This is a genomic window from Oleiphilus sp. HI0080 (assembly GCF_001635135.1).
The window spans coordinates 1-23,380 of the sequence record NZ_LWFU01000802.1; the positions used below are offsets into that span (position 1 = coordinate 1).

A 23,380-nucleotide genomic window follows, 5' to 3' on the forward strand; every position below is an offset into this window, starting at 1 on the left:
CTCTAGTACTTACCTCCGTATTTTTTTGTATGGTTGTGGGGATTCCGTCAGGGATTTGGATGGCGCGCAGCGACAAAGCGCAGCAAGTGATTCGGCCAATATTGGATGCGATGCAAACGACGCCGGCGTTTGTTTATCTGGTTCCTATCGTAATGCTTTTTGGTATCGGTAACGTGCCAGGAGTGGTGGTAACCATTATCTTCGCCGTACCGCCTGTTATTCGTTTAACTAATCTAGGTATTCGTCAAGTCCCAGAAGACTTGATCGAAGCTGCGCAGTCCTTTGGCGCTAGCAGTAAGCAAATGCTGTTTAAAGTGCAGTTACCGCTTGCTATGCCAACTATTATGGCTGGAGTGAACCAGACTCTAATGCTTAGCCTTTCTATGGTGGTTATCGCGTCAATGATTTCTGTTGGCGGTTTGGGGCTAATGGTACTGCGTGGTATCGGTCGTTTGGATATTGGTTTAGCGACCGTGGGTGGCGTTGGCATTGTGATTCTGGCGATTATTCTCGACAGGTTGACCCAGTCTTTAGGGCAGTCGGCTCGGGATCGAGGAACGCGTCATTGGTATGAAGCCGGCCCTATTGGTTTGCTTCGCAAAATTTCTGGTAAACAACAATAAATGCACATCAAGGAGCATAAAATGAAAGCTATTCGAGCTTTAGCGATTGGGTTAGGCATTGGCATCACCACGATGTCGGCAACGGCATCAGACATGCCTGGTAAAGGTGTTGAGGTTGTACCTATTCAAGGTGCGATCGCGGAAGAGTCTTTTCAGACGATTATTTTGAACGAAGCTTTGGTTCAGTTGGGCTACGATGTTCAAGAAACAAAAGAAGTTGATTACAGCGCGGGCTACACGTCAATAGCGAGTGGCGATGCAACATTCATGGCGGTTAACTGGTATCCACTGCACAATGGTATGTATGACAATGCAGGTGGTGACGATAAGTTCTATCGCAAAGGTCATTACATCAAAGGTGCGGCGCAAGGCTATTTGGTTGATAAGAAAACAGCGGACAAATACGGCATCGACAATATTGGTGACTTTAAAGACCCTGAAATCGCAAAGCTATTTGATACAGATGGTGATGGTAAGGCTGACTTGACTGGCTGTCAGGCTGGATGGGGTTGTGAAGGTGTGATTGAGCATCAACTAGATGCATTTGAATTGCGCGATACCATTACGCACAAACAAGGCCAGTACGCTGCAATCATTTCAGACACCATTGCACGTTACAACGATGGCGAGTCTGTTTTCTATTATACATGGACCCCTTACTGGGTGAGTGGAAAGCTTGTTCCTGGCAAAGATGTTGTTTGGTTGGAAGTTCCGTTTTCGTCCAACCCGAATGGTTCTGACACCAAGCTTCCAAACGGTAAAAACTACGGGTTTGATATCAATAGCGAGCGCATTGTAGCGAACAAAAAATTTGCAGAAGAAAATCCGGCTGCCGCTAAACTTTTCGAGTTGGCATCACTTTCGGTTAACGATGTGAGTGCAGAGAACATGTTAATCGCAAACGGAGAAGACTCTCAAAAGCAGATTCGTCAGCATGCGCTTAATTGGATTAAAGCAAACCAAGCGACCTTTGATGGATGGTTGGAAGCGGCTCGAAACGCTGCGAAGTAAACTCGCTTAATTTCAAAGCGTTGTTGTCAANAGCCGGGTTGATCCCCGGCTTTTTTATGTCTGTTTTTTATTTTTTAGTGTAGCTATAACCTTGGTTCATCAATGATGAGTTACCACTTTTTTGTTCTCTTACTTAGTGCATAGCCATTTATACATTATCAATGCATCTACATATCCTAGGGCCGGATGACGAAAGGCATTTGGTAAACGACCTACCGTTTCGAAGCCCAATTTGTTCCATAATCTTACTGCGCCAGCGTTACTAGATGCGACAAAGTTAAACTGCATGGCTTGGTATCCCAGTTCCAAAGCAATTTTTTGTGAATGCTCACACATCAGTGTTGCGAGTCCCTTTCCCCGAGCAAGAGAAGAAACCATATAGCCGCAGTTACACACATGACTACCCGGGCCCGCTTGGTTTGTTTTGATATAGTATGAACCAAATACCTTGCCGTCTTCTTCAATAACATAGGTTTTAAGAGGCGTTTCTAACCAAATTTTCTTAGCTTGCTCTTTGGTGGTGCTGGTGTCATACGCGTAGGTTTCTCCTGCCGAGACGATCTCGCTAAATATCGGCCAAATCGCTTCCCAGTCATTTTTAGTCGCTTCTGTAATATGCATGGTCGCGTCCTCTTGGAACAACCCGTTGAAGACGGGTGCGGCGGTGTTCGATTGTTGAAAATGACGTGATGCTGCACTTAATAAGAAAAACAGCGACGATCAAGGACAACTCAGTGACGCCTGATTTATGTGTCTAGTCAGGTCGCGCTAGCGTCAAAATATCACCCAGTTCGGCGTATTCATTTGCGCCAAGGCGTGCCAGTGGATTGAGCTTTTTGGCATCAACGCGCGTTCGTCCTTTGTCATCTTGCGTGCAGATCTCATCGTCAATAAAAGCATGGCTGATTTGGAGCAGAATCAGAGCCTGAGGTGCCGGCCCCCACTCAACGACCTTGGCAACTTTGCATCCAAAGGCAATGGGGCAATCGGCAAGTCTTGGCAGTGCGAAGCCTTCAAAATCGCAATGATCCATTTGGGAGTGCTTTAACTCCGAATCGCCGTACTCAAGTGTTTTTGATGAGTCGGATACCGCCTGCATGTGCGTAACCTGTGGTATATGCACAACGCAGAGTTCGCCTTCGGCAAGATTGACTCGCGTGTCCTTCTCTTCCCCCGTCGGTTTCTTACCGATAGAGACCACTAACGTTGGGGGTGCGCTGGCCATCGCATTGAAGAAGGAAAACGGCGCCAGATTAAAGGGTTCTCCGGCACCTGCTTTATTTTCAGTGAGTATCCAAGCGATAGGTCTAGGGACGATTGTTTGTGTGAGTAAATGGTAAATCTCAGAGCTTTCTTTGCTCGATAAGTCGATTTGCATCTTTGCTTCTCTGTAAGATGGTCCAATGTCTGGTTACGAGTATGCCATTAAAGGCGAGGTGACGGGTATTGTGGCCGGATATAACCAACTGTCACGGTGTGTCGCTATGCTCTGTATGGACAGAGCGTGGCAGGCTATTCTGATGGTGCGATCGTCCAAATGTGGTTTCTTTGCTCTATCAATCTAATTCAAAAATAAGGTTTCTTGATGCAAGCAATGCTCTATTCAAATTTCACTTTTCCCTGTGGGCTAACCGTTAAAAACCGGATTGCGAAAGCCGCGATGGAAGAAAATATGGCCGATGCGGATGGCTTGCCAAGCGATCTCTTGCTTGGGCTTTATAAACAGTGGGCGAGCGGAGGCGCTGGTTTGCTGATTACGGGGAATGTGATGGTCGATGGGTTGGCCATGACAGGTCCCGGAGGTGTCGTTCTTGACAGTGTCAGCGCCCTTGATCGTTTCAAACAATGGGCGGAGTGTGGTCAGCAGAACGACACCAAGCTGTGGATGCAAATTAACCATCCGGGGCGACAGGTGTTTGCTGCGCTAAAGGGCAAAGCCGTTGGCCCATCGGATATCGCAGTTGATATTGGTAAGCGTTCCAACATGCTCGCGCAGCCAAAAGCGCTTACAGCGTCTGACATTCAAGAGATCATAGCGCGCTTTGCGACAACTGCGCGACGCGCTCAAGAGGCGGGTTTTGCCGGCGTACAGATTCACGCCGCGCATGGCTATTTGCTGTCACAGTTTTTGTCTCCCATCAGTAACAAGCGCGAAGACGAGTGGGGCGGTACGATTGAAAATCGCTCTCGCATGTTGATCGAAGTCGTTAGAGCCGTTCGCTCAGCGGTGAGCGATACGTTTGCTGTCTCTGTAAAGCTGAACTCGGCTGATTTTCAGCGAGGAGGCTTTAGCGAGGATGATGCGCGGTATGTTATTGAACAGCTGAATAACGAAGCTGTAGATCTGGTAGAGCTTTCTGGCGGGAGTTATGAGAGTCCTGCGATGCAAGGGCGGACGGCAGACGGGAGAACCTTGGCCAGAGAAGCGTATTTTCTGGAATTCGCACGTGAGCTTGGCAAGGTCGCGACAATGCCCTTGATGACGACCGGTGGCATTCGTCGCAAAGAAGTCGCCGAAAGTGTGCTTGCAGCAGGTGTCGATATTGTCGGTATGGCAACGGCGTTGGCTTTGAACCCCAACTTACCTTCGCTTTGGCAAACCCAGCCGCATGCAACGGTCAGCATTCCAGAGCCGCAGTTTAGCGATAAAGCCATTGCGTCACTTGCGACCATGGCGATGGTGCGCAGACAGTTGCGCCGCCTTGGTAAGGGAAAATCTCCTAAGCCGTCGCCATCACCCATGTATTCGCTGATCAGTGATCGGCTACGGTTTTCTCGAATGACCAAGCGCTACAACAAACGGGTGGATGCTTTATTACAGCGTCGTGCACCACAATAGTTATACCGAAGAGCCTCTATGGTGCGTAGGGGTAATTTGGGTCTTCCAAATAATGGCCATAAAATAATCAGCTTTATCTCTAGCTCTTTGTAATAGAAACATTTTTTTTCTTCTGGCTAGAATTAAGCACTTCCCCTCGTGCAATTATTAAAAAATATATGAGGGCAAGAAGTATGGCGTATTTAGAACCGAGCGAATTCGCAGCCAAGATGGTGGATGCGGGTGAGCAAAAAGTATTCATGTCAACCAAAGACACATTAGTGCGCGCATTTATGGCTGGGGCGATTCTTGGCCTGGCCGCGTTTTTTGCGATTACGGTAATTGTGAAGACGGGTAGTTTGCTCGTTGGCTCATTGTTATTTCCAGTTGGCTTCATGATGTTGTACTTGATGAAGTTCGATCTGCTCACCGGTGTGTTTACCTTGGTGCCCTTGGCGGTACTTGATAAGCGGACAGGCGTGACACCCGGAGAGATGTTACGTAACTGGGGCTTGGTGTTTGTTGGTAACTTTGCGGGTGCCTTGATGACGGCATTCTTCGCCTCATTTATTCTTACGTATGGCTATAACACTGACGGCGGAGCACTTGCTGCGAAAGTAAGTACGATTGGTGAGTCTCGAACGCTTGGTTATCAAGAGCATGGCGCTTCTGGTTGGTTTACGATTTTTATCCGTGGCATGTTGTGTAACTGGATGGTGAGCATGGGTGTTGTTGGAGCGATGATTTCAACGAGCGCTACAGGCAAAATGGCTGCGATGTGGATGCCGGTAATGCTGTTCTTCTTTATGGGTTTTGAGCACTCAATTGTGAATATGTTCCTATTCCCATTCTCTATGATCATGGGTGGTGAGTTCACTGTCGTTGATTACTTTGTTTGGAATGAAATTCCAACAGCACTCGGTAACTTAGTTGGTGGTTTTCTATTAGTTGGTCTTCCAATTTACTGGACGCATGTTCGCACGAACCCTGAACGTAAGCGCGCTGAGATTGGCGAGAGCACTTTGGCTTCTTAAGTTTTACATCACCTGATTTTTAGCAATTAGAAAAGGAATCCCCGCTCGTCTTTTAAAAGTGAAGAGCGGGGATTTTCGTATATGAGTAAGCAACTGTCTGTATCGATCGGCCAATATTCGACGAAGGGTCAAAAACCTGTAAATCAGGATTTTCATGGTGCGGTTGTTCCTGATGAACCGCAGCGCACCAGTAAGGGGCTTGCTGTCGCGCTGGCTGATGGCATTAGTACCAGTAAAGTGAGTCAGTGTGCCTCCGAGACGGTTGTTACCAGTTTTTTATCTGACTACTTTTGCACGCCGGAATCATGGAGTGTAAAAACGTCTGCGTATCGCGTGATCAAATCGGCCAACTCCTGGTTGCATGCTCAAACACAAAACAGCCCGTATCGCTGGGATAAAGAAAAGGGGTATGTATGCACGCTTGCTGCGCTTATTCTGAAATCCAACACGGCGCATTTTTTTCATTGCGGGGATTCAAGAATCTATCGTGTTGAGGGAGACAACCTTGAACAGCTAACCGAAGATCATCGTCATGTACTGGACTCGCAATCGAGTTATCTATCGCGCGCTATTGGCATTCATAACCACGTTGACGTGGATTATCAAAGCCAACCTCTCAATGTGGGTGACACCTTCATACTCGCGACAGATGGCGTCTATGAGTTTTTGAATCCGAAAGTCTTGGCGAAAGCCGTGAGTGCTATCGATACCGCTGATACTGGGCGTTTTGATGCGTTGGCCAAAGAGCTAGTGGAACAAGCGCTGTCTGCGGGTAGCGACGACAACCTGACGCTCCAGATTGTTCGAGTAGAGTCTCTTCCCGATAAGCACGTCAATGAGCTCCAGATACAGGCGGGTAATCTGCCTCCGGCGCCGATGCTTGCGCCAAGAATGGAGTTTGATGGATATACTATTCTCCGTGAGTTGTATATCGGTAGCCGCAGTCATGTGTTTTTAGCCGAGGACCTGAGTACTCAGCAACGGGTCGTGATCAAGACGCCCTCGCTTGAGCTAAGAACCAATACTGACGTGCTTGAAAGTTTCTTGATGGAAGATTGGATCGCACGACGTATTGATAATGCGCATGTGCTGAAAGCGCATCGCGCTAACCGTGAACAGAAGTACCTCTACAGCGTCACGGAATATATCGAAGGGCAGACCCTAACTCAGTGGATGCGAGACAACCCAAGGCCGTCGATTGATGTCGTACGGGATATCATTGGACAGGTGGCAAGAGGCCTTCAGGCCTTTCATCGGCAAGAAATGGTTCATCAAGATTTACGGCCTAACAACATCATGATAGATGCACAGGGGGTCGTGAAGATAATCGACTTTGGCTCGACGTATGTTGCAGGCATTGCCGAGACCAATAATCGCGATATGCGGATTCTTGGAACAGCCCAGTTCACCGCGCCGGAATATTATCTTGGGGAGCAGGGAGGTGCTCGTTCCGATATTTTTTCACTTGCGTTGATTGCTTATAAAATGCTGTCGGGCGATTTACCCTATGGCATCGCAGTGTCTAAAACGCGCAGTAAACGTGATCAATTTAAGTTGCGCTACAAATCGCTAAACTTGGATGAAAATAGAGTACCCGACTGGGTCGATTATGCGATTGGCAAAGCTGCTCATATTGATCCTAACAAACGCTACCAGGAGGTCGCTGAGTTTGTTTATGAACTAGGCAAGCCGAGCGTCGATTACTTGGCTAAAACAAAACCCCCGTTGATAGAGCGAGACCCGCTCAAGTTCTGGCAGGGTCTCAGCCTTATTCTATTTTGTGTCGTCATCTATCAGAGTTTGAATTAGCCTTGGCGCGATGTGCGTGACTTAATTGTGAATGCAGAGCTTAAACGGCACCACATCAATGGAGCTATCGCGCGTTAGAAATTTGGTTTTTTTCTTGTAGTTCAGCGCGTAGAAGTCGTCTTCGTTACTCCACGAACTACTCTCACGGTTGATGGTATAAAACGCGTTTTCTGCATCAAATGCTTCAAGATACCAAGTCTCGCGCCACTCACCTTCTTCGGTCAACCATACCTTGTAATCGCAGTTTTTATCAAATAGCTCTTGGTCATCGCTGATGTCGACCCAACCTCGTTTTTTATGTGGATCTGCTAAAGCCGGACTTGCGCTCAATGCCAATAATGACGTGGCGCATAAGGCGCTTAGTAGAACTCGTGACATGTCTTTCTCCATCTATGTTGGTGCTGTGATTATCATTAATCAAGTGGGAACAAGCGTAGTTGATGCTGCCGAAAAGTCGACAGGCAAAGTCGCTTTTAGCTGTCTGATACGCCATTGACTGAGTGTGGGATAAAAGAAACATGGCGACTTTCAGGAAAAATGACGTTTCCTTTCTATAATTGTCATCGTGCAAGTGCGTATGCGCGATAAATCGCAGCGGTAACGAAGAGAGTTATTGTCAGAGAGTGATCGGGACAGGTCGCTCGATGGCATCCCTGAACTCTGCTAATAAAGGTAATGTTATGAGTAAGAAGTGTCTAGCACTGTTGGGTTGTTTATGTTTTTTTCTGGGGTATCAGAATGCTATCGCTGGCGTATCGCAAGCTGAGGCCAACAAACTAGGAAAGTCGCTTACACCCTTTGGTTCGATCAAAGCATCAAACAAGTATCAAACGATCCCTGAATGGACGGGTGGCATTACCAAGGCACCTGAGGGTTTTCAGGGGAATGGTTTTCCCCATGTTGATCCCTTTGCGTCCGACGAGGTCAAATTCTCGATAGAAACGAGCAATCTTGAAACGTATGCCGGCAAGCTTACGCCCGGCCAGAGCGCTATGTTTAATACCTATCCTGATACCTTTCGAATGGATGTTTATCCTTCTCATCGATCCCATTCTATGCCGGACTGGGTCCTCGAGAATACGAAGAAAAACGCGGTGACTGCGTCATTAACGGACGGCGGGCTTGGCTTCAAAAATGCGTACGGTGGCATCCCGTTTCCAATTCTGCACGGGAATAGTTCTGAAAAAGCGCTTCAAGCAATTTGGAATCACATGACACGCTGGCGCGGTATATATGTGGTTAAAAACGCAGCCGAGGTGTCGGTGCATCGAACGGGTGCATTTGAGCCTATCACTAAGCAGTACGAGATTTTGTTTAACTTCCATCGCCCCGATGGCAGTTTCGATGAGTTAGAGAATATTCTTTTTTACTTCCTGTCGTTTAATAAGGCCCCAGCACGACTTGCCGGTGGTGCGTTGCTCGTCCATGAGACGCTGAACCAAGTCAAAGAAGAGCGCCAGGTATGGGATTACAACAAAGGACAGCGCAGAGTAAGGCGTGCCCCTAATCTTGCTTATGACTCTCCGATCGCATCGTCAGATAACACGCGCACGGCCGACGATACTGATATGTTTAACGGTGCCACGGATCGGTATGAGTGGGAATATATCGGCTTGGAGGAATACTTCATTCCTTACAACAACTATCGAATCGATCAACAGGATGTGAAATATAAAGACCTCGTTATGCCGGGTCATCTTAACCCTGATTATGTTCGTTGGGAGTTGCACCGCGTGCATGTCGTGAAGGCGAAGCTCAAGGACAAATTCCGTCATATTTACGAAGAACGTGTGTTTTACATCGACGAAGATAGTTGGGGGATTGCGCTGGTTGATAAATATAATGATGAGGGCGAACTTTGGCGCGTAGGAACAGCACTGACGAAAAACTTTTATGAGTTGCCGGGCGTTTGGGCTGCGATTAATGTATATCATGATTTACAGGCTAAACGTTACAGCGTGAATGGCCTTTCTTCGGAAGAACGGCAGTCTGTTTTGTTCGATGATGAAGCACCGAATGCTCGCCATTTCAAACCACAGTCTCTGCGACGCAGGGCGCGATAAATACCTGTCTCTTTATGCTGCTAGTTTAAGCGAGAGAAAAGAGGCGTTGGTCAAGTAAGAGAGACGACACAGGCAACAAGGCCTGTGTCGTTTTGTATCATAATTTGTGCTTAACGCTCTATGCGCCGACGAGTCCATAAACCGATTAAACCCATCGCAAGAAGAGCGAGTGAGCCAGGCTCCGGAACCGAAGTCGAATCGTCATCATTTGGTACGGTTGAGCTACCATCACGCAGAAATGATCCATAGACGTTCACGCGGCTGCCGGAAGAGTCGCTTGTCATTATCCAACCGTCTCTAGAGCCAGTTAATGCGGGCAGTGTACTTGTCGTAAAAAGTGTCATTCCGCCTAACGTTGCGCCTGGGTTGATGAAATCTGCTGGAGTAGACGTTTCCCAAATGAAATTCTGGGCACCGACCCTTTCGCTCCAACTGTTCGGACCAGAAAGGCTTGTGCGGGGATCGTTATCCGGATTTGACATTCGAAACAGACTAGCGGATAGGTTGTTGGTTAGGTTCTCGATACTATAAACGTAGCGGTTGTTTGTACCGCCAAGTTCCGCTGCACTGGTAAATTCTTCGGTCACGCGAAAGTCCGCCGATCCATCATCAATGCCATTTACAAACCAGTCCGATGTCGTAATGAGACTTGCGTTTGCTCCAAGGGATGTAAAGCTAAATACGAGTGCAATGCATATTTTTTGTGCTGGGGACAACATGTTTTCTCTCCTTGTTCTGCTCAGATTTTTGTCTTTAAAGCGACTGATAGAGCTGTCGTTAGTTCAGTCTAACTATTTGCACATCCTTAGATATTACAAACCCTCTTTTTACACGGCATGTCGAAAGTTAGTAACAACTAGCAAATAACTGGTCAAAAAATAAGCAATACATGGGCCGCGTAAACGGATGCTGTATAAAAAGAGATACTTAACGATATTGGAGTTTGGGACTTTTTGAGAAAGTGTAAAGCTTTCTGACGGAAACCACAGTAGCCGCTTTTAACGGGAGTTAGACAGGAGTAGTGTGGGGGGCTGCGGTGGAATGGTTATCCGGTGTCCCGTTCACTTGCCTCAACATGAGTCATCTTCTTCTCATGGATTGAGTAACTGGGGCCAAGCCCCAGTTAAAGAATGTGCTAACGGGTAGCGACGCTTACCACGTCTTGTAGGGTAGAAACTTCCCGTTCATCCTAACGACAACGCGATCGCCTTTTGGATCTTCCTGTTTTTCAACGTCCATACTAAAGTCGATTGCGCTCATGATGCCGTCACCGAACTTTTCTTGAATGACTTCTTTTAGCGTATCTCCGTATACGCCGACAATTTCATATAAGCGGTAAATGAGAGGGTCTTGTGGAACGCTTTTTTCCCACGTTTTGGTCGGGTATTCCATCAACGCGGCTTTTGCTCCGGTTGGTAAATCAAGTAGGGCGCAGAGCTTATCAGCGGGGTCCTCTGGCATGCTGTTCATGCCGAGGCATGCTGATGTTACCCAGACCGTTCCAAGCCCTAGTTCTTTTGCAATGGATTCCCAGCTCAGCTCTTTTTCTTTTTTTGCGAGTACAACGGCTTCTACGACTTCTTCTTTTTTCATACGGTACTACTCCGTCTTATGGTTGGTAGATCTCGATTGTTAGGTATGTACTGAGAGGTACTTCAGCAATGGCTATGCCATGACATTTTTTAGAGAATAAAACATATAAAAATGAGTGGCTTAGGAGTGTATTGGCGTTATGTTAGGGCATATTTAGCGAACTAGGTGCGGTTCAAACCAGTGCAAAGTACTCCCCAAAAATGTCTTAGCCGCACCAATAAATGCATTTAACGTTTACTTGCCTCGGAGCGTTGTCGTATAAAAGTCTAAGCTCGCGCTTAATCTCGCGGAGATTCCCAACGATAAACTGCCAACTGGAAAATATTACGATTTCATTGACCAAACTTCGTTTTTACTTTCGGATAGCGGAGAGTCAAAGCGAGAAGCGGTTTACTTTTGGTGGGGTAAAGAGCTTATGGCCGTTAGAATGAAAGAATACAAAGCACATGTAAAAGTAGTCATGGCTGAAGCGCCGCATATGCATATAGATCTCGCCACAGTGCGTGATGTTGGCCTTGCACCTTGGTTTTTCAATCTCTATCTCGACCCGAAAGAAGAAATGACCGTAGGTCACCGTCGAGATCCATGGATGGCTACTGTGCTTGGAAAACTTAAGGCGCACGGTGCGACGCTCAAGAAATATCCACCCAAAGAAGTAGGGCTCTAAAACATTCGATTGACGACTTCTTGCTTTTGCTGATGTCAAAGTCTTCGAACACAGGCCCCTCTTTGGTTGGCGATGATGGTTTTCGCTAGTGCCGACTTTAAGGTCAACAAGGAGCACATGCCTATGTACGCGGTAATATTCAAAGCGACGGTGAAAGAGTTGGATGATGAGTATTCGACGATGGCACAACGTATGCGTGATCTTGCCATGAATCAATATGGTTGTACTGAGTTTACGGTATGTACTGAAGGGAGCCGCGAAATCGCTATATCGTATTGGCCTTCAATGGCACATATTCGAGCGTGGCATCAGAATCCGGAGCACAGAAAAGCCCAGGCTCTCGGGAAGGGAAAATGGTATGCATCTTATCGCGTTCAGGTGACCAAGCTTATTTGATCGTGTGATGCAGACTGGGCATAACGCGATGTACGTCGGTCATCTAAAAGACGCGGGCCGAGTGGTTCTGAGTTTTCTCGTCTGCGTTGGCGGCCCCTTGGCTTAAGCAAGAAATATCGTTGAACGACATTCTATTTGCCGGCATTTTTGTGGCTTATTTTTTATAAATCTCGATTTGTTTTGCTGATAGGTAGGACGCCAAAGCCTCGTAGGCCGGCAGAGAGGTGGGGTCGATCTTTGCGTTCTTCGCTGTTGGGAAAGAACTAAATCGAACGATCACCATGTCTGCTTTTGGCGCGATATAGATTGTTTGACCATGTACGCCACGCGCTGCATACGCGTCGAACTCATTGTGAAAATGCCACCACATACTGCGATAGCTTCCTCCTTGCATGGTGTTGTAGCCGGCTTTGGCGAAGACGTTTTTATCTGCGCCGTTTCGAATACTTTGTGCAACCGACGCAGGGAAAATACCTTGGCCGTTGAACTCACCGTCATTAAGGAGTGCTTGCCCAAGTCGCGCTAAATCACGCAAGCCAGCGCTGATGCCGCCGCCGGCAAAAGGCGTGCCCTTGGCGTCCACCGTCATGTAAGCGTCTTGCTCGGCCCCCAGCTTTTTCCATAGTTTTTCGGAGATGAGCTTGGCAAGATCGGTGTTTGTCGCACGGGAGACGATCCAGCCTAATGCATCCGTATTGATCGTTTTGTAAGCAAATGCGTCTCCGTGTTTACCGGCCTTTTGAACCGTTTGAAGATATTCGTAATAGCCGTTAGGGCCCTTGTAATTCGCGGGTTTAGGCATTGGGCTGGCGGCGGCGGAATAGAGCCAAATATCGGCTTTCGGGTCGGCGTAATCTTCGCTGTATTGGAGGGCGGTCGTCATATCCATCACTTGGCGAACGGTTGCATCTCCGAATGCGCTGTCTTTTAGTTCGGGGACGATGCTTGCTACTGCAACGCGATCATCAAGTAGGCCTTCCGCAATGAGCATTTCTGCGATTAAACCCGTGAACGATTTGGTCATCGACATAGCTGCGTGTTTGCCATCTTCGTCCAAACAGCCCCTATACTGCTCATAGACAATCTTGCCTTGATGAAGTACTACGATGCCGTCTGTGTAGTTTGCGCTGAGTGACTCTTTCCATGTCATGCTCTTATTGCTTCCAAGGGGGGTGAAGCGAAGTGAGTCTATCCTGTCATCCAGCGCGTACTCAAAGCGATGAGGGGCAGCAAGGCCGCGGCTAATTTGTTTCGTGGGCAAAAGCTCGCGAATATGGCACACCGTCCAGCGTAGATTGGGGAAGCTGAAGTAATTCGATTGCGGCTGCATAACCAGCTTGTCGTCCGGGGGCGGAAACCCTTGCATCAAGCCTAGCTGGTTTGGGTCTGATGTCGCAGCGTTTAAGTCGGTTTTCGATTTCACCACAGCCGTTTTTTCTGGCGTTCGGTCGGTCTCGGCTTGGCTTTTTGAGGTTTTATCACTCGCGAGACAACCTGACATAGAGAGCGTCAGAAAGACCAGCGCGAACGCTCTGCAGAAAGGATTGATGGATGTGTGCATGGTCAACTCTTTTTGTTGTTTCAAAACTTGTTTAAGGCCGATAGCCAGTATGATCAATTTGATGGTTTTTCTTTCTACTTACAAGCCTGCCAAATCCCTCTATGATGGAACGAATAAAAAATATACGTTCAAAGCGATTCTTGGGGATCTTTATGACACAAAAAATTCTGGTTACTGATGCTTCTGGTTTTATTGCTGGCCACTGCATTCTCGATTTGCTTGAGCATGGCTATGCGGTGCGTGGGACGGTTCGAAATCTGAAAAAAGCGCCTGCATTGAAGGCAATGTTTGCTAAGTACACGGACAAGGCCGATAGCATTGAGTTCGCGCAGGCTGATTTGCTCAGTGACGAAGGATGGGTTGACGCCGCAACAGGGTGTGATGGCTTGTTTCATCTCGCATCGCCTGTTCCCTTGCAGCAACCGAAAAATGCCGATGAGGTGATTCGCCCTGCAAGAGAAGGCGCATTGAATGCACTAAAAGCCGCGAATACAGCAGGAATTAAAAGGGTCGTGCTCACCTCTTCTATTGCGGCGGTGATGTTTGGGCATGGTGATCAGCATCGCACCTTTACCGAGAAAGATTGGACGAATGTTGATGCGACAGATGTTGCTTACTACAAAAGTAAGGCGTTGGCAGAAAAGGCGGCTTGGGATTATGTCGCCGGTACCGACATTCAACTTTCTACCGTGCTACCAGGCTTAGTACTTGGGCCTGCCTTGGAGAGCGACTACGGCACGTCATTGCAATTAATTGTCGAGATGTTGAAAGGAAAGTATCCCGTGGTTCCGCAAATTGGCTTTGAGGCTGTAGATGTAAGAGACATCGCTTCATTGCACCGTTTAGCGTATGAAAGCCCAGACGCGGTCGGTAAGCGGTTTATTGGGACGAATGGTTGGGTGATGTTTAAAGAGGTCGCTCAAATTTTAAAAGAGGCGTATCCGGATTCAAAAGTCTCTACTCGAGAGTTGCCCGTGTTTCTCTCTAACATTCTGTCCTACATCGTGAAAGATATGGAAATGGTGAAAGGCGAGGGCGGTAAAACCAAGAAGGCCGACAATAGTGCGGCTATGTCCTTGGGTTGGCGGCCTCACTCGATTAAGGATGCAGTAGTAAGTGGCGCTGAAAGTTTGATTGAACTAGGTGTGGTGCGTAATTAAGTAGCGGACGGAAACTTCAGACAGAGATCGTCTTCGCACGATTTTTCATGCTGCCATACATTGGGCAAACAAGGGTCTTGATTGGGCAGAGTTGCAATGCCGTTTCAAGACCAAAGCGATGCGGTTAATGCATCAAACTATTCAGCTGGAATGCGCCGATGATGCCGTCTACGAGCATTTGAGTGCCGACGACGCAAAGAATCAAGCCCATCAGTCTCGTGATAATGCCGGTAATCGCCTCGCCAACGCGCTTCAAAATACGCGTGCTGAGCAAAAAGCAGCACAGCGTAACAAGGCACAGGATAAAGAACGCGCCTATTGTGATCAGCGTTTCATGCCAGGAACCCATCGAATAGTTCATGGCGGTAGCAATTGTACCGGGGCCAGCAAGGATCGGGACCGCCAACGGAGAGACGGAGAGATCTGGATGTTCGACGGTGTCTGCAGAATGAAATTTCGATTCTTTACCATTCAGCATGTGATAGCCAATGATGAAAATTAGCACGCCCCCTGCAATGCGGAATGCAGACAGAGAAATGCCGAATAGCTGGAACAGGTATTGGCCGATCAAAGCAAAAGCGACAATCGTCACGAAAGCAATCAGAATGCCTTTTGCCGCCAGCTTACGGCGTTCATCGTAATTGAGATTCTCACTCAACGAGGCGAAAACCGTGGTGTTAGCTATCGGATTCATAATGGCAAAAAATGCCATAAATACGCTGAGTCCATGTTCGACGATGCTGCTCATTGGTGTTGCATCCTTTTAGATGAGTGTTTGAAGAAACGCATTGAGCTTATGGATGAGACGACTTAAAGGCAAGCCCGCAATCACGCGATAGAAAAGGCCTGTACCCTAGTTCAAAGTGTCTTTGCCCTTATCTGGTCGATATGCGGTCGAGATTGCGGGTTAGCAGAGAATGAAGGGTTTACGGTTGTTTTAATGCGCGTATATTTGTTCTCTTCTTTTATTCGATAGCACTGTTTTTATGCACTTAAAACCATCAGATCTTAATCTTCTTCGGGAACGGGCCGAGCGCGTTGCCAAAGAGGCGGGCGCACTTATTATGCGCTATGCGGGCGCAGTGCCAGAAATCAAACATAAGGCCGGTGCTGTCAGTCTTGCGGCGCAGGTTGTGACGGAAGTAGACCACAAGTGTGATGCGTTGATTCGCGAACGCTTAATGGACACGGTTGATCGCTTCGATCTGGCTCTGCTCACTGAAGAAACTGAAGATGACGGTTCGCGCTTAAAAAAAGACTATTTTTGGTGCGTTGATCCTTTGGACGGAACGCTCGCTTTTACACGTTCCGTGCATGGATACTCGGTGGCCATTTCTCTCATTACGAAACAAGGTGAGCCGGTTATTGGTGTGGTTTATGACCCACTTAAAGATGACCTGTATTCTGCTGTGAAAGGGCAAGGTGCGAAGCATAACGGCCAGCGCTGGAGACCGCTCGATGAAAACAAAGTGGCAGTGGAAGAGGCGGTAGAATTTATTGTGCAATTGGATTGCAGCTTTATTGAGAGCACTCGTTTCGTTGACATATGGGCGCGTGTGGAGCAATGGGCTGTTGATCAGGGTTATTCGGGCGCCAGGTATTTGAGCGACGCCGGCGGTGTGATGAGTGCAATTGCGGTGCTGCGTGAACCCCCTGCCTGTTACTTTAAACCTCCGAAAGACCAAAGCGGCGGCGGGAGTGTATGGGACTTCGCAGCGACGGCATGCATTTTTGCCGAAGTAGGTGCATATGCGATGGATTATTCTGGCAAGTCGTTTCATTTCAATCCTAAGGGTGATACCTATATGAATCATTGCGGCGTGATGTTTTCAACCAATGACTTTAGCGCTTCGATGCAAGCGGCGGGTATTATGCTGGGTTGAAGCTTGCTAGGTTGAAGCTTGCTAGGGAGCTCGTTCGGAAAACACTGTTTTAGATAGGCCACTTCTGAAGTTTTATTGACCCCGTAAACTAAAGTCAGTTATTTGAGAACGAAGAGCTGCTCAGCCTAGTTCTCGTAACAATCAAGAAGTGCTTAATCAAAATAATAATAGGGTGACCCTCATGGCCATTGTGCTCAACGTATTCTTTATCGCGGTATTGTGTGTGATCTTAAATACCACGCAATCAACACTTCTCGATATGCTTTTCAGTAACGCTATCGCGCAAGCAGTATTGTTCTTTTTCGTTGTTTGCATCCCCTTCTGGCGCACAAAGAGAATGTCTTATGTGGATATCGCCTGGCCTTTTGGTGTGGCTATTATCGGCGCGCACATTCTTTTAATGGGCGAAGCCGAGCCTATTCGCAACACCATTGTTGGGGCTGTGTATTTGTTCATTGGATTAAGAATGGGCATTGGCGCGATTACTATGGCGAAGGCGACGGGTGTTATTTTCAAGTATGAATTTCCACGTTATAAATACCGGCGCACTATGCTTGAAGCCGAAGGTTCAAAACACGTGGATGCGCATATGTTGGGTGAGGCAGTGGCGCAAGGGTTTGCCAATATGACGGTACTGGCATTACCCGGTTTTTTGATAGCCACGAGTTCTCTGCAGGGTATCAGCATTTGGGAAGTAGCCGGTTTAACCTTGTGGGCCTTGGCGTATCTAACCGAATCGATCGCCGATGGGCAGAAAATGTGGTTTATCTCCAAGAACCCAAAGGGTGTTTGCAACATCGGTTTGTGGAAATATAGCCGTCACCCCAATTATTTTTCGGAGTGGCTGGTTTGGACTGGGCTTGTTGTGGCGACGGTACCATCCTGGTTGTCGCTCGCCGATGTCGAATTTGTTTTTGTATGGAGTGTGCTCGGCATTGGTGCTTTATTCGCCTCAGTCATGCTTTACGTGACCTTGGTGTACCTAACGGGTGCCAAGCCTGCCGAGTATTACTCCGTTCAGAAGCGTGAGGGCTACAAAGAGTATCAACGTAAAACAAATATGTTTTTTCCCTGGTTTCCGAGGGACTAGCTTTCTAGGGATTGGCTGTTCGAGGGTTTGCCTCTGGAGCTGAAAAACCTCATCTCTGCATGTTTTCGCACGTTCTAATCTGCGCTTTTGATGCTGGAAAATGAGCCATAAGATAGTATGATGTAAAAGCCTTACAAATTGTGTGGGTAGAAAGATTTGCGTGTACGAGTGTATTTGTCGCGCGTTATTTTCTATACATGCAGGGGAATCTTTCATGCGTTTTATTATTCCGTTAGGATTGCTTTCTAGCCGGTTACGAATTTTTCTGGCTGTATTTCTTGCGTTATTGATTGTCTTTTCTCTAAGTGCAGAGCATCGCGCTTCTCCGCTTAACATTCTCATTATTCATTCCTACAACGAACACATTCCCTGGAACAAAGCCTTTACCCGAGGGCTCGATGATTTTCTTGAGTCGCGTGGTGCAGAGTTTGACGTGTTTAGAGAGTATCTGGATGCTTACCGCTCTGGATCTAAGACGCTAGACTCCGAATTTGCTGAGTTTCTGCGTGCACGTTATTCGAAAATGGATATTGATATTGTGGTTGGCGAATCGGACGAGGCCGCAGATTTTGTCGATCGTTATCAACATGAATTTGCGCCTGAAGCGGCGACGATTTATTTCGCCAGTCATTCGTATGAAGAAGACGATACACATTTAGCCATTGTGCCTGACATTCCGTATGTCGTGCAGAGTGGAGTAGATTACGCACTAGAGCAAAATCCAGATGCGAATAAGGTACTTATCGTAAGAGGTAATAATCCTGAGGCGAAGCTGTCTGCCGAAGCGATGGAACAAACGCTTGGTTCTATAGAAAAGGTGAATACCAGCGTTGCGTCTGATTTTAGTTTGGAGAGCCTGCTCGAGGAACTTAAAGCGTTTCCGGCTTCGGGAGTGATCTTTTACACCCTTGTGTTTGAGGATAACACGGGCCAAAAGTTTAGTCCCAGAGACTTTCTAGGCCACATCGCAGCGGTGTCGAAAGCGCCAATATATGTGTATTACAGCACCTTGGTTGGCAACGGTGCGGTTGGTGGCTATGTGATTGATGGCGATGCGCTAGCCAAGAATGTGCTTGAAGCCTCTTCTGGTTATGCACTCAATGGCCGGTTCAGAAGGCATTATCGCGCGACCTCGGAAATGTTTGATTGGAATGCTCTAAAGCAACATGGGATCGCATTTTCCAGCATACCGAATAGTGCAAGAATCATTAATCGCCCGGAGGGTTTTGTAGAAAAGAATCTCTACGCGACTGTGACCACACTCGGTGGTATCGCGCTGCTGCTTATTGTGGTTATTTTTCTTGCTGTGTATTTCGCAAAGCGCAATGCGAAGTTATCTTATCTAAATTTGCAGCTGGAACAGGCCCAAAAATCGTTAAGCCGAAGTAATGAGCATTTAAATCAACTCGCAATGCATGACGCACTGACGGGAATCTATAACCGTCGTGCAGCAATGCCGTTGGTGAATGAGGCGATGAAGCGGGTTCAGGGCTCTAAAGCGAAATATGCTCTGATGCTGATTGATTTGGATAGTTTTAAAAGAGTGAACGACCGGCATGGCCATAAGGTTGGCGATGAAGTTCTGATGATGCTTGCAAAAAAGGTGTCGGGCTTATTACGCAGCGGTGATGTGTTCGCTCGATGGGGGGGAGAGGAGTTTCTGCTCCTGGCTCGGATAGAGCAAGATGATGACGCGCACATTGTGGCGGAAAAGATTAGAAGCAAGGTCGAAGAGTCGGAGTTTGGTGTTGATGGCTTAAAAGTGACAGTGAGCATTGGTGTGGTGCTCACGGCCACTGACAGTCACTTTGATGCGCTATTTCAATGTGCTGATAAGGCCCTATACGAAGCGAAGCAGCAAGGTAGAAACCGTGTCCAGTTTGCTGCAAGTGATCGCTAAAGGTTCTTTAGCTAAATTTCAGTCATCGAACAGTCCACGGCTGACAGTTCGCTTACTTGGATGCTTACCATTCGGAAATCGATTGGCCCAAAATATGATTTGAGTTTCCAATTGCATGAGAGCTCTTGCCTACGATTAGTGGGTCGGGACCATGAACAAGCGACTGGTCTTTATCCGGGTAGTCTAAGGTGGATAAAAAGTGCAGCATGCAGTTTAAGCGAGCCCGCTTTTTATCTGTTGATTTGACAATGGTCCAAGGTGCATCGGCGGTATCTGTGTAGAAGAACATCGCTTCTTTCGCTTCGGTGTATTCATCCCATTTAGCCAAGGATGCACGGTCAATTGGTGACAGTTTCCATTGTTTCAACGGGTCGTTTTCGCGTTGGCTAAAGCGGTGGTGTTGTTCGTCTTGGGTGACTGAAAACCAGTATTTATATAGCTTTATTCCGCTGCGCACGAGCATACGCTCTACTTCTGGGGTTTGACGCATAAACTCCAAATAAGATTCTGGCGTGCAGAACTCCATAACACGTTCAACGCCCGCTCGGTTATACCAAGAGCGATCAAATAGGACCATTTCTCCAGCGCTTGGCAAATGTTTAATGTAGCGTTGAAAATACCACTGACCAAGCTCGTGTTCTGTGGGTTTTTCAAGCGCTACAACATGCGCGCCACGTGGGTTTAGATGCTCCATGAAGCGTTTTATCGTTCCTCCCTTACCGGCGGCATCTCGTCCCTCAAAGAGAATGACAATTTTCTGGCCGGTATCTTTGACCCATTTTTGTACTTTGAGTAGCTCGACTTGAAGCGCTTTTTTCTTACGTTCGTAATCGCGTTTGCTCATCTTGGTCTTGTAAGGGAAGGTCCCTGATTGAAACAGGTCCTGAATGGCTTCAGGGTTTTTTCGTAGCTTTGCTAAATCGTGCAGTAGCTCGTTACCCTGATGGTCGGGGTGAATCATGCTTGCGCCATCATTCGCTTGTTGTTCGTTATTACCTTTAGACAGCGTATTTGTTGCTTCAGTCATTGTGTTCTCCGCTAACCAATAATTAATACCATTTAGTATAAGGAAGATTAGAATGCTCTAGGGTGAAAGCTGCGCTAGGCTTGAGCAAGATCAAGAATACTTTGCTCATGGGTGTTTTAAGTTGTTCGCGCAAGCTTTCTTTTAGAATGTTTCGTTTTTACAGGCTGGGCCAGTTTATGAACCTACAGCGTTATCTCACGCTTATTATTTTACTATTTAGTGGCTTGGCTCATGCAGCCCCTCCCTTGCCAGGTTATATTCAACTACTGGTGGGTGAGCTACAGTTTGGTGAGGGTAACGTTGTGATCGATCGTGACGGCCGCGAGCTTGAGGGGACGGTCGACAGTATTCCGTACTTAGGCGGTGCGGTTCAAATGCCGACCAAGAATGATCTATTTGGCTATGGAATGGAGGCGGGTGGTTTTGTCTCTTGGAAAAACGATGAGGTTAGCTATTTGGCAACAAGTGGGCCTGATGGTGGCAAGCTAAGAGTACGTGTCGACAATTCCTTTTTCTTGTTTGAGACGTTTCTGGGAGCCTACGGTTCGTTTAAGCCTGCTGATCGTTTGAGGTTTTATGCCGGTGCCGGACCACTTTTTGTTTATGCTCGAGCAGAAAGCGAAGACTTGGAACAGAGCGAAGATGACATCCCTGTTGACCCGGAAGAGGGAAGCAATAGCGATAATGATTTTGGTATTGGTTGGTATGCGCGCGTCGGCGTTGATCTGGGTGTGACGAAAGATACTTGGATCGGCCTCAATGTGCGCCATATTGACGCAGACTTAGATCTCTCCAAATCGGTAGGTAAGTTTGATATTGATGGAGAGATGTACCTGTTTTCGGTGACGCATCGTTATTAGTGCGTGACCTTAAAACAACGTTGAAAATAATCAGTTGGAGAAAAACAATGAGAAAGAGTCTTAAATCACTTCCATCACTTCCATCACTTGGTGCTAGTGCATTGGCTTTGACGTTGATCGCAGGGTGCGGTCAAGCGAAGGAAGACACGACGGCGCCATTGGATAGCAAGGTCAATGAAACGGTTGTTACCTTGGATGGTGTGCCTGGCGGTGTAGCTACTCGCGTTGCCAAAATGGAAGCGATGGTTGCTGAAATTGATTACGAAAAAAGATCCGTTAGCTTAGAAGACGACAAGGGTAATCGCAGAACTATTACGGTTGGGCCTGAGGTTGTAAACTTTGATCAGGTTAGCAAGGGCGACAAGGTCGTCATTGAATATGTCGAAGAGCAGGTTGTTTATGTTAACGACGTTGATGAGCATTCTGAAGACAGTGTGGCTGTTGCCGAGGCTGTAGCGGCTGAAGGCGAAGTGCCTGGCGCAATGGCCGTTGAGGTAGTTGAAGTTGTCGCAACGGTAAGCGCTGTGGATTTAGAAAGCCATACCGCAACCCTTACGTTCTCTGATGGAACGACTGTTGTTCAGGCTGTGCGTCCAGACGTAGAACTGCTTGAGTCGCATGTTGGTCGAGAAGTAGTTATTAAGCACACTACGGCAATGGCGATTGCTGTTGAGAAAATGTAGTGTGAAGTGAAATGTGAAGCGACCTGCGTAGTGAAATGTGTCGTGACATGTTTCATAACGCGGTCTTTGCGGTGAGCGTTTTTTCGCCGCTTTCCTGATAGTAACGCGCGCTCGTATGGCGCGCGTTGCTTCTTCTACTCTAAGGTATTTGGGATTTCTATTGGACTTGGCCGCGTCGTTCTTTAAAACGTGTAACCCATAGAAATTTGAGGGCCCCAATATTGCAGCTTCACATCCCAATCGATGTCTCTATTTGCAGAAATATCCTGAGTATAAAGTGCCTTTACATCGTAATAACTTAGGCCTGTGTATATTGATAGTTGGGGCGTATGAAAGTACTCAATGCCCGCATCAAACGCGATCATTCGTGCGTCTAGTGTGTCGATGTTAATATCGAAATACTGGGCGTCTATACGCGCGTTTAACTGTTCCGCTAACTTGTGCGTGTAATAGGTTCCGATGTTCGGTAGCGGAATGGTGTTATTAAATCCTGTGCTTGCTTGAATATCTTGTGTCAAACCTCCGCCAATATCGCTCGCAACAGTGCCTCGAAATCCGATATCAAATGAGATTAAGTGCAAACCGCCCGTGACCGTCCATTCCGAAACGTCTGTTTGATGAAGCGCATACCCATAGCGTAGTTGCCAGAGGTCTAAGTCTAACTGGGTATCTAGTTGTGTTCCTGTTTTGAACACATTTTCACCCATCGAAAATTCTTTTGAATTGATCACAGAACCATCGCGGTCCAGTGAAAAATAATTCAGCGATAGCATGTGGGCTTTTTTGAAATTCCACTCAAGATCAAAAACGGGCTGGGTGCTGCTGTCCTGAAGACGTAAATCGGCTTCAAAGCTTGCCTGTCCTTGCAGGTCGGTGTTGCCGCCGATCAGGGCAGAACCAATGCTGCTATCGATATCAGAAAAGAACGCGCCAACACTCAGTTTGACACCATCTCGCTCAACCGCCGCTACCGACAGACTGCAAAGGGCAAGCGCTATGGCGATGGTGGGTTTCAGTAGGCTGGCTTTAACATTCAGTTTCATTCGAAAGGCTCTTGTTGAATTGGGACGATTAGATGACGCAATAGTATGATTAAAAAGCCGTGGCTGCTAGAAAGTTACAGTTGAATTTTAATCCGAAGCTAACTAACCAAAGCTAACTAAGCAAAGCTAACTAACTAAATCTAACTAAGCAGAGCTAGC

Annotated in this window: 23 protein-coding genes; 14 read left to right on the forward strand and 9 right to left on the reverse strand. The window is 47.3% G+C overall.

The genetic code is table 11. The annotated features are described in order from the left end of the window. Both A3751_RS16335 and proX read left to right on the forward strand, forming a co-directional pair. Window positions 1-623: ABC transporter permease subunit (locus tag A3751_RS16335; protein ID WP_156492549.1), on the forward strand; the 623-nt coding region annotated here is incomplete at its 5' end. Window positions 624-644: 21 nt separating this feature from the next. Continuing rightward, window positions 645-1,634: a glycine betaine/L-proline ABC transporter substrate-binding protein ProX gene (gene proX, locus A3751_RS16340; RefSeq protein WP_156492550.1), complete on the forward strand. Its 990-nt coding sequence runs from the start codon at window positions 645-647 to the stop codon at window positions 1,632-1,634. Window positions 1,635-1,763: 129 nt separating this feature from the next. Here the strand turns inward: proX and A3751_RS16345 are convergent, their stop codons facing one another. Together A3751_RS16345 and A3751_RS16350 are read right to left on the reverse strand one after the other, a co-directional pair. Further along, window positions 1,764-2,255, reverse strand: coding sequence for a GNAT family N-acetyltransferase (locus A3751_RS16345; RefSeq protein ID WP_068457956.1), 492 nt, complete (start codon window positions 2,253-2,255; stop codon window positions 1,764-1,766). 133 nt (window positions 2,256-2,388) lie between these two features. Beyond that, window positions 2,389-3,012: a flavin reductase family protein gene (locus A3751_RS16350; protein ID WP_068457958.1), complete on the reverse strand. Its 624-nt coding sequence runs from the start codon at window positions 3,010-3,012 to the stop codon at window positions 2,389-2,391. Between the two features lie 207 nt (window positions 3,013-3,219). Between A3751_RS16350 and A3751_RS16355 the strand changes: the two genes are divergently transcribed. The 3 genes from A3751_RS16355 (at window position 3,220) to A3751_RS16365 (ending at window position 7,295) form a co-directional block, all read left to right on the forward strand. Then, on the forward strand, window positions 3,220-4,473 hold the full coding sequence (locus tag A3751_RS16355; protein WP_068457960.1) for an NADH:flavin oxidoreductase/NADH oxidase family protein: 1,254 nt from the start codon (window positions 3,220-3,222) through the stop codon (window positions 4,471-4,473). A gap of 173 nt (window positions 4,474-4,646) precedes the next feature. Continuing rightward, window positions 4,647-5,486: a formate/nitrite transporter family protein gene (locus tag A3751_RS16360; protein ID WP_068457962.1), complete on the forward strand. Its 840-nt coding sequence runs from the start codon at window positions 4,647-4,649 to the stop codon at window positions 5,484-5,486. Between the two features lie 81 nt (window positions 5,487-5,567). After that, window positions 5,568-7,295 (forward strand): bifunctional protein-serine/threonine kinase/phosphatase, encoded by a 1,728-nt coding sequence (locus A3751_RS16365; protein WP_068457964.1) that lies wholly within the window; start codon window positions 5,568-5,570, stop codon window positions 7,293-7,295. 21 nt (window positions 7,296-7,316) lie between these two features. On the opposite strand, the gene A3751_RS16370 is transcribed toward A3751_RS16365, so the two are convergent. Beyond that, complete coding sequence (locus A3751_RS16370; protein ID WP_068457966.1) at window positions 7,317-7,673, reverse strand: hypothetical protein; 357 nt, start codon at window positions 7,671-7,673, stop codon at window positions 7,317-7,319. Window positions 7,674-7,975: 302 nt separating this feature from the next. Between A3751_RS16370 and A3751_RS16375 the strand changes: the two genes are divergently transcribed. Continuing rightward, complete coding sequence (locus A3751_RS16375; RefSeq protein WP_068457993.1) at window positions 7,976-9,358, forward strand: DUF1329 domain-containing protein; 1,383 nt, start codon at window positions 7,976-7,978, stop codon at window positions 9,356-9,358. A gap of 110 nt (window positions 9,359-9,468) precedes the next feature. Here the strand turns inward: A3751_RS16375 and A3751_RS16380 are convergent, their stop codons facing one another. Next, window positions 9,469-10,077, reverse strand: coding sequence for a PEP-CTERM sorting domain-containing protein (locus A3751_RS16380; protein ID WP_068457969.1), 609 nt, complete (start codon window positions 10,075-10,077; stop codon window positions 9,469-9,471). A 433-nt stretch (window positions 10,078-10,510) separates the two neighbouring features. After that, entirely contained in the window at window positions 10,511-10,951 is a 441-nt protein-coding gene (cynS, locus tag A3751_RS16385; RefSeq protein WP_068457970.1) for a cyanase, read from the reverse strand. A gap of 334 nt (window positions 10,952-11,285) precedes the next feature. On the opposite strand from cynS, the gene A3751_RS22995 reads away from it, so the two are divergent. Both A3751_RS22995 and A3751_RS16395 read left to right on the forward strand, forming a co-directional pair. Then, window positions 11,286-11,618, forward strand: a complete 333-nt coding sequence (locus A3751_RS22995; protein WP_255374857.1) for a hypothetical protein — start codon at window positions 11,286-11,288, stop codon at window positions 11,616-11,618. 123 nt (window positions 11,619-11,741) lie between these two features. Further along, window positions 11,742-12,014, forward strand: coding sequence for an antibiotic biosynthesis monooxygenase (locus tag A3751_RS16395; protein ID WP_068457995.1), 273 nt, complete (start codon window positions 11,742-11,744; stop codon window positions 12,012-12,014). A 154-nt stretch (window positions 12,015-12,168) separates the two neighbouring features. Here A3751_RS16395 and A3751_RS16400 read toward each other — a convergent pair whose 3' ends face one another. Then, window positions 12,169-13,575: a serine hydrolase gene (locus A3751_RS16400; RefSeq protein ID WP_231871671.1), complete on the reverse strand. Its 1,407-nt coding sequence runs from the start codon at window positions 13,573-13,575 to the stop codon at window positions 12,169-12,171. A 152-nt stretch (window positions 13,576-13,727) separates the two neighbouring features. On the opposite strand from A3751_RS16400, the gene A3751_RS16405 reads away from it, so the two are divergent. After that, window positions 13,728-14,735: an aldehyde reductase gene (locus tag A3751_RS16405; protein ID WP_068457974.1), complete on the forward strand. Its 1,008-nt coding sequence runs from the start codon at window positions 13,728-13,730 to the stop codon at window positions 14,733-14,735. Between the two features lie 124 nt (window positions 14,736-14,859). Here the strand turns inward: A3751_RS16405 and A3751_RS16410 are convergent, their stop codons facing one another. Then, complete coding sequence (locus tag A3751_RS16410) at window positions 14,860-15,483, reverse strand: MarC family protein (RefSeq protein WP_068457975.1); 624 nt, start codon at window positions 15,481-15,483, stop codon at window positions 14,860-14,862. A 238-nt stretch (window positions 15,484-15,721) separates the two neighbouring features. Between A3751_RS16410 and A3751_RS16415 the strand changes: the two genes are divergently transcribed. From A3751_RS16415 to A3751_RS16425, 3 genes are all read left to right on the forward strand, one after another. Then, complete coding sequence (locus tag A3751_RS16415) at window positions 15,722-16,618, forward strand: 3'(2'),5'-bisphosphate nucleotidase CysQ (protein ID WP_068457978.1); 897 nt, start codon at window positions 15,722-15,724, stop codon at window positions 16,616-16,618. Between the two features lie 181 nt (window positions 16,619-16,799). After that, entirely contained in the window at window positions 16,800-17,708 is a 909-nt protein-coding gene (locus A3751_RS16420) for a DUF1295 domain-containing protein (RefSeq protein ID WP_068457980.1), read from the forward strand. Between the two features lie 214 nt (window positions 17,709-17,922). Continuing rightward, a complete protein-coding gene (locus tag A3751_RS16425) occupies window positions 17,923-19,608 on the forward strand; it encodes a GGDEF domain-containing protein (protein WP_068457982.1) in 1,686 nt (561 codons plus the stop codon). Window positions 19,609-19,672: 64 nt separating this feature from the next. On the opposite strand, the gene ppk2 is transcribed toward A3751_RS16425, so the two are convergent. Then, window positions 19,673-20,635 (reverse strand): polyphosphate kinase 2, encoded by a 963-nt coding sequence (gene ppk2, locus A3751_RS16430; protein ID WP_068457984.1) that lies wholly within the window; start codon window positions 20,633-20,635, stop codon window positions 19,673-19,675. A gap of 176 nt (window positions 20,636-20,811) precedes the next feature. Here ppk2 and A3751_RS16435 point away from each other — a divergent pair, with 176 nt between their 5' ends. Further along, the gene (locus A3751_RS16435; RefSeq protein WP_156492551.1) at window positions 20,812-21,495 is read left to right on the forward strand and encodes a hypothetical protein; all 684 of its coding nucleotides are present in this window, start codon (window positions 20,812-20,814) and stop codon (window positions 21,493-21,495) included. A 47-nt stretch (window positions 21,496-21,542) separates the two neighbouring features. Beyond that, window positions 21,543-22,178, forward strand: coding sequence for a hypothetical protein (locus A3751_RS16440; protein WP_068457989.1), 636 nt, complete (start codon window positions 21,543-21,545; stop codon window positions 22,176-22,178). Window positions 22,179-22,360: 182 nt separating this feature from the next. Here the strand turns inward: A3751_RS16440 and A3751_RS16445 are convergent, their stop codons facing one another. After that, window positions 22,361-23,221: a hypothetical protein gene (locus A3751_RS16445; protein ID WP_068457991.1), complete on the reverse strand. Its 861-nt coding sequence runs from the start codon at window positions 23,219-23,221 to the stop codon at window positions 22,361-22,363. Window positions 23,222-23,380 lie beyond the last annotated feature (159 nt).

Bases quoted from the DNA above. Each gene is read 5' to 3' on its own strand.
- proX (WP_156492550.1), top strand. From the start codon at position 645: ATGAAAGCTATTCGAGCTTTAGCGATTGGGTTAGGCATTGGCATCACC.
- A3751_RS16345 (WP_068457956.1), bottom strand. From the start codon at position 2,255: ATGCATATTACAGAAGCGACTAAAAATGACTGGGAAGCGATTTGGCCG.
- A3751_RS16350 (WP_068457958.1), bottom strand. From the start codon at position 3,012: ATGCAAATCGACTTATCGAGCAAAGAAAGCTCTGAGATTTACCATTTA.
- A3751_RS16355 (WP_068457960.1), top strand. From the start codon at position 3,220: ATGCAAGCAATGCTCTATTCAAATTTCACTTTTCCCTGTGGGCTAACC.
- A3751_RS16360 (WP_068457962.1), top strand. From the start codon at position 4,647: ATGGCGTATTTAGAACCGAGCGAATTCGCAGCCAAGATGGTGGATGCG.
- A3751_RS16365 (WP_068457964.1), top strand. From the start codon at position 5,568: ATGAGTAAGCAACTGTCTGTATCGATCGGCCAATATTCGACGAAGGGT.
- A3751_RS16370 (WP_068457966.1), bottom strand. From the start codon at position 7,673: ATGTCACGAGTTCTACTAAGCGCCTTATGCGCCACGTCATTATTGGCA.
- A3751_RS16375 (WP_068457993.1), top strand. From the start codon at position 7,976: ATGAGTAAGAAGTGTCTAGCACTGTTGGGTTGTTTATGTTTTTTTCTG.
- A3751_RS16380 (WP_068457969.1), bottom strand. From the start codon at position 10,077: ATGTTGTCCCCAGCACAAAAAATATGCATTGCACTCGTATTTAGCTTT.
- cynS (WP_068457970.1), bottom strand. From the start codon at position 10,951: ATGAAAAAAGAAGAAGTCGTAGAAGCCGTTGTACTCGCAAAAAAAGAA.
- A3751_RS16395 (WP_068457995.1), top strand. From the start codon at position 11,742: ATGTACGCGGTAATATTCAAAGCGACGGTGAAAGAGTTGGATGATGAG.
- A3751_RS16400 (WP_231871671.1), bottom strand. From the start codon at position 13,575: ATGCACACATCCATCAATCCTTTCTGCAGAGCGTTCGCGCTGGTCTTT.
- A3751_RS16405 (WP_068457974.1), top strand. From the start codon at position 13,728: ATGACACAAAAAATTCTGGTTACTGATGCTTCTGGTTTTATTGCTGGC.
- A3751_RS16410 (WP_068457975.1), bottom strand. From the start codon at position 15,483: ATGAGCAGCATCGTCGAACATGGACTCAGCGTATTTATGGCATTTTTT.
- A3751_RS16415 (WP_068457978.1), top strand. From the start codon at position 15,722: ATGCACTTAAAACCATCAGATCTTAATCTTCTTCGGGAACGGGCCGAG.
- A3751_RS16420 (WP_068457980.1), top strand. From the start codon at position 16,800: ATGGCCATTGTGCTCAACGTATTCTTTATCGCGGTATTGTGTGTGATC.
- A3751_RS16425 (WP_068457982.1), top strand. From the start codon at position 17,923: ATGCGTTTTATTATTCCGTTAGGATTGCTTTCTAGCCGGTTACGAATT.
- ppk2 (WP_068457984.1), bottom strand. From the start codon at position 20,635: ATGACTGAAGCAACAAATACGCTGTCTAAAGGTAATAACGAACAACAA.
- A3751_RS16435 (WP_156492551.1), top strand. From the start codon at position 20,812: ATGAACCTACAGCGTTATCTCACGCTTATTATTTTACTATTTAGTGGC.
- A3751_RS16440 (WP_068457989.1), top strand. From the start codon at position 21,543: ATGAGAAAGAGTCTTAAATCACTTCCATCACTTCCATCACTTGGTGCT.
- A3751_RS16445 (WP_068457991.1), bottom strand. From the start codon at position 23,221: ATGAAACTGAATGTTAAAGCCAGCCTACTGAAACCCACCATCGCCATA.